The organism is Enterobacter sp. Taxon_8 (genome assembly GCF_058354585.1).
Genome location: NZ_CM177989.1, coordinates 3,038,279 through 3,054,005, shown reverse-complemented (window position 1 = coordinate 3,054,005; position 15,727 = coordinate 3,038,279). Strand labels below are relative to the sequence as shown.

The window sequence follows — 15,727 nt, the reverse complement described above, 5'->3', positions numbered from 1 at the left end:
TTCTCCCTCTTACAGTGGGAGAGGGCCGGGATGACGGCATCAGGCCGCAGAGGAATTTTGCGAGGCGCTTTCCACTTTTGTTCGACGTTGGTTTCTGGATAAATCCACAGTAATAAAATGGCGGCGAACCTGCAAATCAGGTGTCAGGACTGGCATCCTGTAAGTGTATGAATTGACAATCTTACGTGCTCACCTTAACGTACGTTATTGCCTGGAGCCGGTCTATAAGACGTAAAATACGGGCTCACAGAATCAATTTTTGGTTATAAATACAGCCAAGACCCACTAAATGCTGGCTCACAACCCGGGCTCCATAGTTATGACACTGTAATGACCATGGATGGGCTTTCAGCCAGGCACCAAATGCAGTGCAGGGTGCAAGCGTAATCAAAGCGGGTACCGCTGTACTTTGCTGTCCGGTTAGGAGGCCAATCATCTTGCATCTCTCGCCATTATCCCAGCGCTCCCATACATTCTTCCACCATCCCATTTTCCAGCTGCCAGTCAGGTAAAATGACTTTTCAGAGAGCATGGCAGTTTCAGGCTTTTCAGACACAAACCACAGATTGGTTTTTCCAAGGCGAACCTCTGTTGACCAGGCCGTAATTGCACCGCCACGCAAGACGCACTCATGCGCGAGATAATGATCGGTTACACCCGGGAATCGTCGTTTTAATCGCTGAAAATGACTGTGTATGGTTATGACAGGACGGACTATGCTTCCCCGGTCGTTTCGCTTAAGTTCGGCGCTACCGTACTGAATTTCATCGAACTGACTCCGCGTCAGAAATTGCTTCTCTTGTTCACGAATAAGATCAACATCGCTCGACGGTAATATCGCAGAAGGGCTGGGCTGTGAGCTTTTATAGAGCAACGAATCGCCTGCCTTCCAGTCGCAATAGTTGGTTGTTATTTGAATAATTTTGCCTGAGTCAGCATCGGCGCTGATCACAACATATAATTTCTGCCTCGCAGCGCGGCCCTGAAACGGTATTACCATCGTCGTCGTTGACACCCTTGTTAATCCAGGGACAGAGGCATGAAGAACGTGTTCAAACCCGTTAACCGCTTGTGCAAGCGCTCTTTGGTTTGTCGTTTCACCAGAATGCACGCCTTGTTCGAGCCGGGAAAGAAGGGTGATATTTTTATCCTGACATTGAGCATTGTCATAGTGTGGAGTAAACACATAGCGGCAGGTACAACATTGAAGGCGTGGGGTTCTGGCTTTTGTGTATCCATAGTGAATGATGCGAGTTGTAAAACAGCGAGGACAACCTTGTCCTGTATTTCCCAGTTTTTGTTGCATGAAGTGTCTGAACCACTCGTCACATTCTTTTTTATTAAACAAGGGCGGAAGGCTGCCACATTTTTGACATTCAAGAGCAGCGTAGCCGAGACGATAAACAGGAACAACATAATCACTCGCATCAGGTATTCCAAGATTAGGGCATGACCAGCTTTTACAAACATTCAGGTCTATTTTTGGAGCGCATTCCATGCATATCACCAACTGATTCTGTGAGTCGATGATTTTCACGCCTCTCTTTTTTATATGCCGTGAGAAAGTTCACAAAATCTGTTTTTTGCTAATCGATAATGAAACTCTTCTTTTAATTAGAGAGTTGAAATATGAAAAAAACAGTAATCGCAGTTTTATTATTGTCGGGATATGCTTCGCTAAGTCCAGCGCAGGACGTTACCGTCATTTATACTAATGATCTGCATGCCCATGTTGAGCCTTATAAACTCCCCTATGTTGCAGAGGGAAAAAGAGCTGTGGGTGGCTTTGCAAATATTGCAACATACGTTAAGCAAGAAAAGAAAAACAATAAGGCTACTTTTTATTTCGATGCTGGGGATTATTTTACCGGCCCGTATATCAGTAGCCTGACAAAAGGGAAGGCAATCATAGATATTATGAATACAATGTCATTTGATGCTGCGTCTGTCGGCAATCATGAGTTCGATCATGGTTGGGATAATACCCTTATACAGCTCAGTCAGGCTAAATTCCCGATACTGTTAGGGAACGTCTTTTATAAAAACAGTAATGTCCTCTTCTGGAATAATCCTTATACCATCATCGAAAAGGATGGCATTAAAATTGGGGTTGTTGGGTTGCACGGCGTGTTTGCATTCGATGATACCGTTTCTTCGTCAATGCGTCAGGGGATTGAAGCGCGTGACGAGGTGAAATATCTCCAGCATTATCTGGATGAACTCTGTGGAAAAGTGGATATTACCGTTGCACTTATGCATGAAGGTTTCCCTGCACGCCAGTCCAGTATCGGCAATACAGACGTGAAGCGCGCCCTTGATAAGGATATTCAGACGGCGAAGCAGGTGAAGGGCCTGGATATTCTGATTACCGGACATGCGCATGTTGGAACAGTGGAGCCGCTCAAAGTAGGCAACACGTTGGTACTTTCGACTGACAGTGGGGGGATTGATATCGGTAAGCTGGTTCTCGATGTGGATCTAAAAACGCATCACCATAAAATAAAAAGCTTCGAACTTAAAACCCTGTATGCCGATGAATGGAAACCCGATCCGGCAACTCAGAGCGTTATTGATACCTGGAATAAAAAACTGTCCGAAACGGTTCGCCAAAAAGTTGGTGAGACGCCTGTTACGCTTACGCGCGCCTATGGTGAGTCATCTTCACTTGGAAATTTATTTACCGATGCAATGCTTGCTGCAGCGCCTGATGCGCAGCTGGCGCTCACTAATTCAGGTGGTCTTCGCGCAGACTTGAATGCCGGTCCGATAACCCTTGGCGATGTTATCAGCGCTTTTCCGTTTCCAAATGAGCTAACTGTCATGGATTTGAAAGGGAAATCCTTACGCAATCTTATGGAACACGGAGCGTCACTTACAAATGGTGTTTTGCAGATGTCGAAAGGACTGGAAATGCGATACGACCAACATAAACCTGTTGGGCACCGCGTTGTGCTATTTACGCTTAATGGCAAGCCTATTGTAGATACTGATACCTATCGCGTAGCGACAAATAGTTTCCTTGCCCCTGGGGGCGATGGTTTTACCGCATTTATCGATGGTCAGAACAAACAGGTAAAAGGTGGGTATAACCTTTCTGATGCGGTTATTGATTATCTGGTAAAAGGAAATAAGATCATTCCCCAACAGGTGAAAGAAATGCGTGTAAAAGAAGTTGAACAGTAATACTTAATAACAGGTGAACAACATGGCAATTACCTATCTTGGAATGGATCTCGCGCCTGCAAATAACCAGCTTGCAGTATATCTGAAGTTTAGAATTGATGAAGCGGTAACATATTCCTATACAGTTCTGGGAAGATTAACTAGCGCATCAAGTTTAGATTTTACGTATTCATCAAATGACATTATCTCTCTATCTGAGGTAAAAATTCCGGTTATTGGACTGTACGCAAACTATCTTAATCAAGTGCAGGTTGTTTTTAAAAACCTTAGCGGAGTGGAAATTTTTAATCAAACCATTCAGGTAAGCACACAGGAACAAGTCTATCGCGATGCGACAATATTCCATATCGATATTGAGCAAACGGATCCCACTAAGTTTGCGGCCGTATGGGGAAACAGTTGGTTAATGACCACCAATTGTGATGGTTACGACCAAAATGGCGATCTTCGTTGCTATTATGCTCAGCCCTATCGTAATCAGATGTTAAAAACGCATAATGGTTATTTCTATATCGGCAGTGATGAAGATGAACACTGGTATGGCCGACGTTTTTTTAAAATTGATATTTTAGGCAATGAGATTCTGGAATTTGATTTACGTGACCGCGATGGCAACCGCTATGCTAATACCCACGATCTGATCTGGGATTCAGCCGGTAATCTCTTCATGATTGGTAATGATAACCCGGATCGTTCGACCAATACGATGAGGCAGGATGCATCAATTCTAAAATTTGATGAAAAGACAGGCATGATGCTGTGGGCAAAAAATTATACGCGTGCATTCGATAATACGCAGATCCTGAATAATAGCCCGACAAACGATGCTCACCTTAACTCGCTTTCCTGGATCCCCGAGGGTGAAGCAAACTCTGAAGCGATTGTTGTCCATACTCGCTCTGCAGGCCTGACGTTTGGTATTTCTCCTGCCGATGGTACGATATTATGGAGTATTAATACCGGTGGATTTAACCCTGGTTTCGCAGCGGGGCAGGGCGTTACGCAGATAGAAACTTCCGGTATTACGAATTTTGAAAATGGTGCTCATACCGTATTCGTCACTAAAAATAGCGCTTTTGCTGGGTTAAACAATGAGGCCGAAGGCAAATTCGTTCTTTCGCTATTTGATAATCGCTCCTGCGTTGATAATGAAGGAAACGCGGTTACTCGTGATATTACTCTTGATCCAACGGCTGATGTTTACAAAACCGATCCTGCAAGGGTCATGTTCTATGCTGTTGATCTGGTTGCCAAAACAGCAACTCAGACAGGTAGCATTATCCAGTTACCTTCCTCTCGCGTTCCTCAAATCACTGATTTTATGGGGGCTGCAATCGATTATGGTGACTACTATGGCATCTACACCAACCACGCTCGCTCTTTCTTTATCAGTGATGCGACAGGCCATATTATTGCCACAATCTACGATCTGATTTGTACTCTGGATGGCTATCCCGAGTTCCCAGGAGAGTGCTATCGGGCAAGGTTGTTTGCGAAAGACGAGCTTGATGCTTTGATAAATATAGGTTACCAGGTGGCAAACGGCTGAAAGCATAGCGAGACACAGCCATTTAAGGACATTGCGGCTGCTAATGTCGGTCACTTTCAGTGGCTGGCATTGCTGTCGAACAGACAGCCCTGAGGCTGAATCGAATGGTCAAATAATCGCCTGCAGCACAAAAAAGTAAGGCCGGGAAAATCCCGGCCTTATTTAATATTCATCTGCCATTACAGGCGAAAACAATTAGCGACTACGGAAGACAATGCGGCCTTTGCTCAGGTCGTACGGGGTCAGTTCAACAGTCACTTTGTCGCCCGTCAAAATGCGGATGTAGTTTTTGCGCATTTTACCGGAGATGTGCGCAGTTACCACGTGACCGTTTTCCAGCTCTACGCGAAACATGGTATTAGGCAACGTATCAAGTACGGTACCCTGCATTTCAATATTGTCTTCTTTGGCCATCTAATCCTCTGGGGTATCACTACCAAGTTTTGAACCGGCAAGATAATGCCGAAATTCATCAATTAAGTAAAGAATTGCGCGATTAAAACGCAGCAAAACAGTTTCGGCGCATTGCCCAAGCGTCACGGTACAACCGAACAGGAAGCGCATTCGTAAAGGGGAGACAACAGGATAAACGTCAGGACGTTATCTGAAGCGAGGGTCCCAAACGGCGGCGGGGCAACAGGCAGAAGCTACTCTGCGGCATAATTATAACACCCTCACAAAAAATATGCGGAAAACATTTAGGCATTGGGCATAAAGAGCGTTCTCGGTATCCAGAAGTCGCGGGGGAGCTTCTCCTGACGGCTGACATCCAGATGATCAATATACTGGCGTCGCGGGATCTCAACGGCACCGAGAGAGGCCGTGTGCTCGTTGAGCACCTGACAATCGATCAGGCGTCCGCCGCGCTGGGCAAATGCCTGGCAGAAGACAAGCAGCGCCGTTTTCGAGGCGTTAACCGCGCGGGAGAACATCGACTCACCGCAAAACAGCGTGCCCTGCGCCACGCCATACATGCCGCCGACGAGTGCTCCGCCGTCCCACACCTCGATTGAGTGGGCGTAGCCAAGCTCATGAAGCTGGTGGTAGGCGGTAATAATATCGCGGGTTATCCATGTTCCCTCAAAGCGGTCTTCGGCACAGCCTTCAATGACCTGACCAAAGGCGTGATTAAGGGTGACGCGGTACGGTGATTTTGCATGGAAACGCTTCATGCTGCGGCTCAGGTGAAACTGATCTGGCCACAGCACGGCGCGCGGATCGGGAGACCACCATAAAATCGGATCGCCGGGAGAAAACCAGGGGAAGATACCGCGCTGGTATGCCATCAATAGTCGAGCAGGACTGAGGTCACCGCCAAGGGCCAACAGCCCATTGGGCTCACGCAGCGCCCCTTCCGGAGAAGGGAACGCGATGTTATGACGAGAAAGCTGGACCAGGCGCATGACAGCAAAACTCCAGTACGCGAGTGAGGACGCTACAAATATAGTCTACAGACGCTGTTTAAACTGGTAGTAGCGACCCTGTTTCGCCAACAGCTCTGCGTGACTACCTTGCTCAATAATGTGTCCGTTGTCCATCACAATTATCCGATCAAAACTCGCCAGTCCGCGCAGGCGATGCGTGACCATCAGGACGGTTTTACCGGTCATGACATTGGCCAGCAAATCAAGGATTTGGCTCTCGGTCGTGGCGTCAAGCCCTTCGGTGGGCTCGTCAAGCAGCATCAGCGGCGCATTGTGCAGCAGCGCGCGCGCAATTGCCAGACGGCGCAGTTCACCGCCGGAGAGCTGACGGCCGCCTTCGCCCAGCCAGCTGTTCAGCCCGTCGTCCTCAAGCAGTTTTTGCAGCCCGACCTGCTCCAGCACGGCGCGAAGCGTATCATCAGTGGCCTCTGGGGCTGCCAGCAGCAGGTTATCGCGCAGGGTGGCGCTAAACAGATGCACGCGCTGCGGAACGACGCTGACGGTTTTGCGCAGGGCCTGCTCGCTAAAATCGGTCAGCGACGTGTTATTAAAACGAATCTGACCGCGCTGCGGATCCCAGGCGCGGGTCAGCAGCTGCAGCAGCGTGGATTTACCGCAGCCGGTACGGCCGAGGATCGCAATCCGCTGTCCGGCATTAACAGAAAGGGTGATACCCTCCAGCGCGTTTTGTGCCTGTTTGTCATAGCTGAAGGTGACATCGTCAAGCGTCAGCGCAATCTGCTCTGGTACCGCGGTCTGCCCGGCACTGAACGTAACTTCCGGTTCCTGCTCGGCGATCTGGGTGATGCGCAGGGCAGAGGCGATTACCTGACCCAGGTGCTGGAAGGCGCCCGTCACCGGGGCCAGCGCTTCAAATGCGGCCAGCGCACAGAAAACGAAAAGGGCAATAAGCGGACCCGGCTGTGTATTTCCCCCGATATCGCCGGAAGCCAGCCACAGCATGGCAATCACCGCCACACCGCCGATTAGCATCATTAGCGCCTGAGAAAAGGCCGTCAGTTCCGACTGGCGGCGCTGGGCTTCATGCCAGTTTAGCTCCGTACTTTCCATGCGGGCGCGGTAGCGCTTGCTGGCACCAAAAATGGTCAGCTCTGCCTGGCCCTGAAGCCAGGAGGTCAGCTGCTGACGATAGTCCCCACGCAGACGAGTCAGGTTTTCCCCGGTGGATTTCCCGGCGCGGTAAAACAGCGGCGGCAGAACGATAAGCGTTAACAGCATTATCCCGCCCAGCGTCAGCGCAACGGGAACATCCAGAACAGACAGCCCCAGCGTGACCACCACAATCACCACAAACGCGCCCACGATAGGGGAAATTACGCGCAGATAAAGGTGATCCAGCGTGTCGACATCCGACACCACGCGGTTAAGCAACTCGCCCTGACGAAAACGCGCCAGCCCGGCAGGGGAGAGGGGCAGCAGTTTGCTGAAGGTGTAGATACGCAGGTGCTGCAGCACGCGGAAGGTGGCGTCGTGGCTCACCAGGCGTTCGAAATAGCGTCCGGCAGTACGGGTGATGGCGGTACCGCGAACCCCGGCAGCCGGAAGCATATAGTTGAAGCTGTATAAACCGGCGAACCCTGCGACGGCCGAGGCCGACAGAAACCAGCCGGAAAGCGTGAGCAGACCGATGCTGGCGAGCAGCGTGACAATCGCCAGCACAATCCCCAGCGTCAGCATCCATTTATGGCGTTTATAGAGCGCAAGATAAGGCAGCAGAGCGCGCATCAGATATCCTCCTGACGGTTCGCCAGCAGGGCGGCAAATGGTCCCTGGGCGGCAACGAGAGAGGCGTAATCGCCTTGCTCAACAATACGACCGTTCTCCATGACCCAGATCTGGTCCCATTCGGCAATGCCTTCCAGCTGGTGGGTGACCATCAGCGTGGTTTGCTGCCGGGAGGCAGCGTTCAGGGCCTCCATTACGCGCTGCTCGCTGTGGGCATCCAGGCTTGCTGCGGGCTCGTCCAGCAGCATCAGCTGGCATGGGTTAAGCAGCGCTCGGGCAACGGCCACGCGCTGCGCCTGCCCGACCGACAGCCCGGCGGACTGATCGCCGACCACGGTATCCACCCCTTTCGGCAGCAGAGGCAGAAATTCGCTGACCCAGGCGCGGTCGAGAACCGATTGCAGCTCATCTTCACGCGCGTCCGGGCGGGCCAGAAGCACGTTTTCACGCAGCGTAGAAGCCGGGAGCTGCGGGTTTTGTCCTACCCAACTGAGCTGTTTACGCCAGGCGTCAGGCTCGAGGTTGCGCAGTTCGGTTTTGTTGATCCGCAGTGAACCCGTGTAGGCCATAAAACCGGATAGCGCGTTCAGTAGAGAGCTTTTCCCGGAACCGCTGGTGCCGACGAGCACCACGCGTTGTCCGGCAGGTAAGGTAAAGTTCAGCGGACCGGCGAGGACTTTGCCTTCGGGCGACAGAATGGAAAAGTCCTGCGCTTCAATCGTCACCGGATCTTTAGCATTCAGCGTTACGTCACCCCGCTCCGGGTGGGCCAGCGGCGTTTCCAGAAACATTTTCAGGCTATCGGCGGCGCCAACCGCCTGCGCTTTGGCGTGATAGAAGGTTCCCAGATCGCGAAGCGGCTGGAAAAATTCCGGCGCCAGTATCAGCGCCAGGAAACCGGCAGAAAGGGTCACCGCCGTGCCGTAATGGCCAAAATCCAGCGCGCCAAGGTAGGAGAAGCCGAAGTAGACCGCCACGAGGGCAATCGACAGAGAGGTAAAGAATTCCAGTACGCCGGAAGATAAGAAGGCGAGGCGTAAGACTTCCATGGTGCGCTGACGGAAGTCCTGTGACGCCTTGCGAATATTTTCGGTTTCCGCTTCACCGCGGCCAAAAATGCGCAATGTCTCCATGCCGCGAAGACGATCGAGGAAATGGCCACTCAGGCGACCCAATGCCAGGAAGTTACGGCGGTTGGCATCCGCTGCCCCCATCCCGACCAGCGCCATAAACAGTGGGATCAGCGGGGCGGTTCCCATCAGAATCAGCGCCGCCATCCAGTTCACCGGGAAGATAGCGATAACGATCAGCAGCGGAACGAAGACGGCAAGGGCCATCTGCGGCAGATAGCGCGCGTAATAGTCGTGCATATCGTCAATCTGCTCAAGGATCAGCGTCGCCCAGCTACCGGCCGGTTTACCCTGGATCCAGGCGGGCCCGGCTTCCTGAAGCCTGTCGAGCACCTGACGGCGGATCTCGTAACGGATGTGCTGTCCGGCGTGAAAACCGACGCGCTCACGCAGCCATACCACCCAGGCGCGCAGAACAAAAATCAGGATCAGGACAATAAAGGGCAGCAGGAGCGCTTCGCGCGGGATGTTCTCCATGATCATGTGATTTAGAATGCGGGCCAGCAGCCATGCCTGGGCAACAATCAACAGACCGCTAACGAACCCCAAAAGGCGGGAAATCGTAAGCCAGCGGCGGGAAATAACGCTTTGCTGTTTCAGCCAGCGTGTTAACTCTTGTTGACGGGTTTTTTCCATTGCGTACTTTGCAGGTGACGTTATTAGAAGTTGGGCAGCGCAATGTTACAACGGGGAGACAATAAAGGCGACTTATCGCCGCCTTTATTTACGTTTGTTACTGACTTGTAAAGATTATTTACCTTGTTCAGCCAGTCCATCGAGGTAGCGTTCAGCGTCCAGCGCGGCCATACAGCCGGTGCCCGCAGAAGTAATCGCCTGACGATAAATATGGTCCATCACGTCGCCGGCCGCGAACACACCCGGGATGCTGGTCTGGGTCGCATTACCGTGAATGCCGGACTGCACTTTGATGTAGCCGTTTTCCAGCTCCAGCTGACCGTCGAAGATCGCGGTGTTCGGACTGTGACCGATCGCCACAAACAGGCCCGCCACTTCCAGCGTTTCAACGTTATCAGTGTTCTGGGTATCACGGATACGCAGACCGGCAACGCCCATCTGGTCTCCCGTCACCTCTTCCAGGGTACGGTTGGTATGCAGCACGATGTTGCCGCTTGCTACTTTATCCATCAGACGTTTGATCAGGATCTTCTCCGCGCGGAAGGTTTCGCGACGGTGGATCAGGTGCACCTCAGAGGCAATGTTTGCCAGATAGAGTGCTTCTTCCACTGCGGTGTTGCCGCCGCCGATGACCGCGACTTTATGATTACGGTAGAAGAAACCGTCGCAGGTTGCGCAGGCAGAGACGCCGCGGCCCTTGAACGCTTCTTCGGATGGCAGACCGAGGTAACGGGCAGAAGCACCCGTGGCGATGATCAGCGCGTCGCAGGTGTATTCGCCGCTGTCGCCCGTCAGGCGGAACGGACGGTTCTGAAGATCGACCTTATTGATGTGGTCGAACAGAATTTCGGTTTCGAATTTAGCGGCATGCTCGTGCATACGTTCCATCAACAGCGGCCCGGTCAGGTCGTTCGGGTCCCCTGGCCAGTTTTCCACTTCGGTGGTGGTGGTCAGCTGACCGCCTTTTTCCATACCGGTGATGAGTACCGGGTGCAGGTTAGCGCGTGCAGCATAGACCGCTGCGGTATATCCCGCAGGTCCAGAACCAAGGATTAGCAGCTTACTGTGTTTGGCCGTGCCCATGAGATCCCCATTGTTGTTGGCAGACATTTGGCTGGATTGTAGGGAATTTGTTGCCGTAAAAAAAGAGCGCAGCAATTTTGATATCAATCTGTGTAATAGCCATGGACGATGAATAGCGCGCGATAACCTCACGCTTTCTCGATAAAAGCGGTCGTTTCTAAGGCAATAAAATGAGGATTAATACCCTGCCGTAATGAATATCCGGCATGTTGTACTAAAAAACGATGTTTTGCTTTGACAATCCCCTGCGCTTTTGCGAAAACATTCAAGGAAGAAAAAAAACCGCGTTAACCGTATGCCGCATAGGCATGCACGTAAATGCCATTTTTACCGGGTCAGTGAAATCTACGCATGGCGTGGACAGACGCCATACGTGATGTCGGTGACAGCCTTCGGGCAACGGTCTTCTTACCAACAGAACCCGAATCCGCATCGCGTCTATTACATAATCAGGCGATGTGATGACTAACGGGTACAGGCTCTGAACAGTGATGTGCACAGGGTCCAGGCAGGAGTAGGGAAGGAATACAGAGAGACAATAATAATGGTAGATAGCAAGAAGCGCCCTGGCAAAGATCTCGACCGTATCGATCGTAACATTCTTAATGAATTGCAAAAGGATGGGCGTATTTCCAACGTCGAGCTTTCAAAACGTGTGGGACTTTCCCCGACGCCGTGCCTTGAGCGTGTGCGCCGACTGGAAAGACAGGGTTTCATTCAGGGCTACACTGCTCTGTTGAACCCGCATTATCTGGATGCCTCACTTCTGGTATTTGTTGAGATTACTCTGAATCGTGGTGCGCCGGATGTGTTTGAACAATTCAACGCCGCTGTACAAAAACTTGAAGAAATTCAAGAGTGTCATCTGGTGTCCGGTGATTTCGACTACCTGTTGAAAACCCGAGTGCCTGATATGTCCGCCTACCGTAAGCTGCTGGGGGAAACCCTGCTGCGTCTGCCAGGCGTGAACGACACCCGTACATATGTGGTGATGGAAGAGGTCAAACAGAGCAATCGTCTGGTTATTAAGACGCGCTAACACGGAACAGGTGCAAAATCAGCTTAGTTTGATTACACTCCTGTTAATCCATACAGCAACAGTGCCGGGGAGTCCCGGCGCTGTTGTCCGTTTTAGCAAAAAGGCAGGATATGCCTGATACCTGGAGAGCCTTTTTTGAGCCAGGAATACACTGAAGACAAAGAAGTCACACTATCGAAGCTAAGCAGCGGACGTCGTCTCCTCGAGGCTTTGCTGATTGTTATTGCCCTTTTTGCCGTCTGGCTGATGGCAGCCTTATTCAGTTTCAATCCTTCAGATCCCAGCTGGTCACAAACTGCATGGCATGAGCCTATCCATAATTTAGGCGGTGTCCCTGGTGCCTGGCTGGCGGATACGCTGTTTTTCATTTTCGGTGTGATGGCCTACACCCTCCCCGTTATTATCATTGGCGGCTGCTGGTTTGCGTGGCGTCATCGTCAGAACGATGATTACATCGACTATTTCGCCGTGTCGCTGCGCCTGATTGGCGCGCTGGCGCTGATCCTTACTTCGTGCGGGCTAGCGGCAATCAATGCGGATGATATCTGGTACTTCGCCTCTGGCGGTGTAATCGGCAGCTTACTCAGTTCTGCGCTACAGCCGATGCTGCACAGCAGCGGCGGCACGCTGGCGCTGCTGTGCATTTGGGCGGCCGGGCTAACGCTGTTTACCGGCTGGTCTTGGGTGAGCATTGCCGAGAAAATTGGTAGTTTTATCCTCACCATTCTGACCTTCGCCAGCAACCGTACCCGCCGTGACGATACGTGGGTTGATGAAGACGAGTACGAAGATGAAGAGGAAGATGACGCGCCTGTGCAGCGTCGCGAATCTCGTCGTGCGCGTATTCTGCGCGGCGCGCTGGCGCGTCGTCAGCGTGTTGCTGAGAAATTTGCCAACCCGCTAGGTCGTAAAACCGATGCGGCGCTCTTCTCCGGTAAACGCATGGATGAAGACGAGCAGGTGGCGTATCGCGCTGCGGGTGTCGCAGTCGATCCTGACGATGTGCTCTTCTCTGGCAGCCGGGCCACACCCGGGGACTTTGACGAATACGACCCGCTGTTAAACGGTCATTCGGTCACTGAACCGGTTGCGGCAGCCGCAGCCGCGACAACCGCAGCGCAGGCGTATGCCGCGCCTGTCGACGCCGTGATGCCATCCGCGCCGGTTTCGCCGCCGGAATCCGTTATTCAGCAACCTCAGGTTGACTGGCAGACTGCTCCCGGTGTTCACACGCCGGAGCCCGTTATCGCGCCTGAACCAGAGAGCTATGTCCCTGTGCAGCAGGAGCAGTGGCAGCAGCCATATCAGCCGCCGCAGCCTGCGTATGAACCGCAAGATTACCCTCACTTTGAACAGCCTGTGGCCCAACCGTATCAGGAGTATGTGCCTGAACCGGTTGAACCTGTGCAGCCTCATGTAGCGCCGCAGCCTGAACCTGAAATCGTGGAAGAGGTGAAGCCAGCCCGTCCACCGCTGTACTATTTTGAAGAAGTCGAAGAGCGCCGCGCGCGTGAACGCGAACAGCTGGCCGCCTGGTATCAGCCTGTGCCTGAACCGGTGCAGGAGCCGGTGACGAAAGCGCCTTCTGTCCCAGTTCCACCGGTCGACTCGACACCTGTAGTTGCACCCGTAGCGGAAAGCGTGAAGCAGGCTACCGAGGCCGCTGCCGTGGCTGCACCTGTCTTTAGCCTGGCAACAGGGGGCGCGCCACGTCCTCAGGTGAAGGAGGGGATTGGTCCGCAACTGCCTCGTCCTAACCGCGTTCGCGTACCAACCCGTCGTGAACTTGCCTCTTATGGTATCAAGCTGCCTTCCCAGCGCATGGCGGAAGAGAAAGCGCGCGAGCCTGAGTACGAGGATGACGCCGATGAGATGCAGCAGGACGAGCTGGCCCGCCAGTTCGCCGCGCAGCAGAATCAACGCTACGGTGAAGAATATCAGCACGATGAACCTGTGCCTGAAGACGAAGATGACGCTGCAGAAGCGGAATTAGCGCGCCAGTTCGCCGCCACCCAGCAGCAGCGTTATTCCGGTGAACAACCGGCTGGTGCAAATCCGTTCTCACTGTCTGATTTTGAATTCTCGCCGATGAAGGATCTGGTGGATGATGGCCCGAGCGAGCCTTTATTTACCCCGAGCGTGATGCCGGAAGTTGAGCCTGTGCGCCAGCAGCCAGCACCACAGGCCTATGCACAGCCGCAACAACCTGTTCATCAGCCGTATGCGCAGCCGCAGCAGCCCGTTCAGCAGCCATATGCGCAACCGCAACAACCAGTTCAGCAACCGCAGCCGCCGCAGTTCCAGCAGCCTGCGCCTCAGCAGCAAGAGAGCCTGATTCACCCGCTGCTGATGCGTAACGGTGACAGCCGTCCGCTGCAGCGTCCAAGCACGCCGCTGCCTTCTCTGGATCTGTTAACGCCGCCGCCGTCGGAAGTGGAACCCGTCGATACCTTCGCGCTGGAGCAGATGGCGCGTCTGGTGGAAGCCCGTCTGGCCGACTTCCGTATCAAGGCTGACGTGGTGAACTACTCGCCGGGCCCTGTTATCACCCGTTTTGAACTGAACCTGGCGCCAGGCGTTAAAGCCGCGCGTATTTCTAACCTGTCCCGCGACCTGGCGCGTTCCTTGTCGACCGTTGCGGTACGTGTGGTGGAAGTGATACCGGGCAAACCTTACGTTGGTCTTGAGCTGCCGAACAAGAAACGTCAGACCGTCTACCTACGTGAAGTGCTGGATAACACCAAATTCCGCGATAACCCATCCCCGCTGACAGTGGTGCTGGGTAAAGATATCGCTGGCGATCCGGTGGTGGCAGACCTCGCAAAAATGCCTCACCTGCTGGTCGCGGGTACTACCGGTTCCGGTAAGTCTGTCGGTGTGAACGCCATGATCCTCAGCATGCTCTATAAAGCGCAGCCGGAAGATGTGCGTTTCATCATGATCGACCCGAAAATGCTCGAACTGTCGGTCTATGAAGGTATTCCTCATCTGCTGACCGAAGTGGTCACCGACATGAAAGACGCCGCCAACGCCCTGCGCTGGAGCGTCAATGAGATGGAACGCCGCTACAAGCTGATGTCTGCGTTGGGCGTACGTAATCTGGCCGGTTATAACGAGAAAATCGCCCAGGCTATGCGTATGGGACGTCCGATCCCGGATCCTTACTGGAAGCCAGGTGACAGCATGGATGCCCAGCATCCGGTGCTGGAAAAACTGCCTTATATCGTCGTGCTGGTCGATGAATTCGCTGACCTGATGATGACCGTTGGTAAGAAAGTGGAAGAGTTGATTGCCCGTCTGGCGCAGAAAGCGCGTGCGGCTGGTATTCACCTTGTGCTGGCGACCCAGCGTCCTTCCGTGGACGTTATCACTGGTCTTATCAAAGCGAACATTCCGACGCGTATCGCCTTTACCGTATCAAGCAAAATTGACTCCCGTACCATTCTTGATCAGGGTGGCGCAGAGTCGCTGCTGGGAATGGGGGACATGCTCTATTCCGGCCCGAACTCCACTTCTCCGGTGCGTGTTCACGGTGCGTTTGTCCGCGACGAGGAAGTTCACGCCGTTGTGCAGGACTGGAAAGCGCGCGGTCGTCCACAATATATTGACGGCATTACCAGCGATACGGAAAGCGAAGGCGGCGGCGGTGGCTTCGACGGTGGTGAAGAGCTGGATCCGTTATTCGATCAGGCGGTTAACTTCGTTACCGAAAAACGTAAAGCGTCCATCTCAGGCGTGCAGCGTCAATTCCGCATCGGGTATAACCGCGCAGCGCGTATCATCGAGCAGATGGAAGCGCAGGGCATTGTGAGCGAGCAGGGGCATAACGGTAACCGCGAGGTGCTGGCGCCGCCGCCGTTTGATTAACCTTCAGCGTTTGCAAAGAAGGGTAAATCAGCCAAATTTAAGCATTTTCTTCTGTCGCCTGCCTTCGGGC

The 15,727-nt window shown here is 52.9% G+C and carries 10 protein-coding genes; 4 read left to right on the top strand and 6 right to left on the bottom strand.

Annotation, left to right across the window (positions count from 1 at the left end; translation table 11 throughout):
• Nucleotides 1-244: 244 nt before the first annotated feature.
• Nucleotides 245-1,537, bottom strand: a complete 1,293-nt coding sequence (locus AC4IBF_RS14560; protein ID WP_252092693.1) for a hypothetical protein — start codon at nt 1,535-1,537, stop codon at nt 245-247.
• Nucleotides 1,538-1,629: 92 nt separating this feature from the next.
• On the opposite strand from AC4IBF_RS14560, the gene AC4IBF_RS14555 reads away from it, so the two are divergent.
• On the top strand, nt 1,630-3,183 hold the full coding sequence (locus AC4IBF_RS14555) for a bifunctional metallophosphatase/5'-nucleotidase (RefSeq protein WP_252092694.1): 1,554 nt from the start codon (nt 1,630-1,632) through the stop codon (nt 3,181-3,183).
• 22 nt (nt 3,184-3,205) lie between these two features.
• Nucleotides 3,206-4,732, top strand: coding sequence for an aryl-sulfate sulfotransferase (locus tag AC4IBF_RS14550; RefSeq protein ID WP_133294087.1), 1,527 nt, complete (start codon nt 3,206-3,208; stop codon nt 4,730-4,732).
• Nucleotides 4,733-4,927: 195 nt separating this feature from the next.
• Here AC4IBF_RS14550 and infA read toward each other — a convergent pair whose 3' ends face one another.
• The 5 genes from infA to trxB all read right to left on the bottom strand — a co-directional run bounded on the left by infA (nt 4,928) and on the right by trxB (nt 10,751).
• On the bottom strand, nt 4,928-5,146 hold the full coding sequence (gene infA, locus AC4IBF_RS14545; RefSeq protein ID WP_002211347.1) for a translation initiation factor IF-1: 219 nt from the start codon (nt 5,144-5,146) through the stop codon (nt 4,928-4,930).
• A 284-nt stretch (nt 5,147-5,430) separates the two neighbouring features.
• Nucleotides 5,431-6,135, bottom strand: a complete 705-nt coding sequence (gene aat, locus AC4IBF_RS14540; protein WP_252092695.1) for a leucyl/phenylalanyl-tRNA--protein transferase — start codon at nt 6,133-6,135, stop codon at nt 5,431-5,433.
• Between the two features lie 45 nt (nt 6,136-6,180).
• Entirely contained in the window at nt 6,181-7,902 is a 1,722-nt protein-coding gene (cydC, locus tag AC4IBF_RS14535) for a heme ABC transporter ATP-binding protein/permease CydC (RefSeq protein ID WP_252092696.1), read from the bottom strand.
• Nucleotides 7,902-9,668, bottom strand: a complete 1,767-nt coding sequence (gene cydD / locus AC4IBF_RS14530) for a heme ABC transporter permease/ATP-binding protein CydD (RefSeq protein ID WP_248173295.1) — start codon at nt 9,666-9,668, stop codon at nt 7,902-7,904. Before cydD ends, cydC begins: the two co-directional genes overlap by 1 nt.
• 114 nt (nt 9,669-9,782) lie before the next feature.
• The gene (trxB, locus tag AC4IBF_RS14525) at nt 9,783-10,751 is read right to left on the bottom strand and encodes a thioredoxin-disulfide reductase (protein WP_252092697.1); all 969 of its coding nucleotides are present in this window, start codon (nt 10,749-10,751) and stop codon (nt 9,783-9,785) included.
• 544 nt (nt 10,752-11,295) lie between these two features.
• Here trxB and lrp point away from each other — a divergent pair.
• Complete coding sequence (gene lrp / locus AC4IBF_RS14520; RefSeq protein WP_000228469.1) at nt 11,296-11,790, top strand: leucine-responsive transcriptional regulator Lrp; 495 nt, start codon at nt 11,296-11,298, stop codon at nt 11,788-11,790.
• A gap of 135 nt (nt 11,791-11,925) precedes the next feature.
• On the top strand, nt 11,926-15,657 hold the full coding sequence (ftsK, locus tag AC4IBF_RS14515) for a DNA translocase FtsK (RefSeq protein ID WP_252092698.1): 3,732 nt from the start codon (nt 11,926-11,928) through the stop codon (nt 15,655-15,657).
• The last annotated feature ends 70 nt before the right edge of the window (nt 15,658-15,727 follow it).

Bases quoted from the DNA above. Each gene is read 5' to 3' on its own strand.
- lrp (WP_000228469.1), top strand. From the start codon at position 11,296: ATGGTAGATAGCAAGAAGCGCCCTGGCAAAGATCTCGACCGTATCGAT.
- cydC (WP_252092696.1), bottom strand. From the start codon at position 7,902: ATGCGCGCTCTGCTGCCTTATCTTGCGCTCTATAAACGCCATAAATGG.
- AC4IBF_RS14555 (WP_252092694.1), top strand. From the start codon at position 1,630: ATGAAAAAAACAGTAATCGCAGTTTTATTATTGTCGGGATATGCTTCG.
- AC4IBF_RS14550 (WP_133294087.1), top strand. From the start codon at position 3,206: ATGGCAATTACCTATCTTGGAATGGATCTCGCGCCTGCAAATAACCAG.
- aat (WP_252092695.1), bottom strand. From the start codon at position 6,135: ATGCGCCTGGTCCAGCTTTCTCGTCATAACATCGCGTTCCCTTCTCCG.
- infA (WP_002211347.1), bottom strand. From the start codon at position 5,146: ATGGCCAAAGAAGACAATATTGAAATGCAGGGTACCGTACTTGATACG.
- trxB (WP_252092697.1), bottom strand. From the start codon at position 10,751: ATGGGCACGGCCAAACACAGTAAGCTGCTAATCCTTGGTTCTGGACCT.
- cydD (WP_248173295.1), bottom strand. From the start codon at position 9,668: ATGGAAAAAACCCGTCAACAAGAGTTAACACGCTGGCTGAAACAGCAA.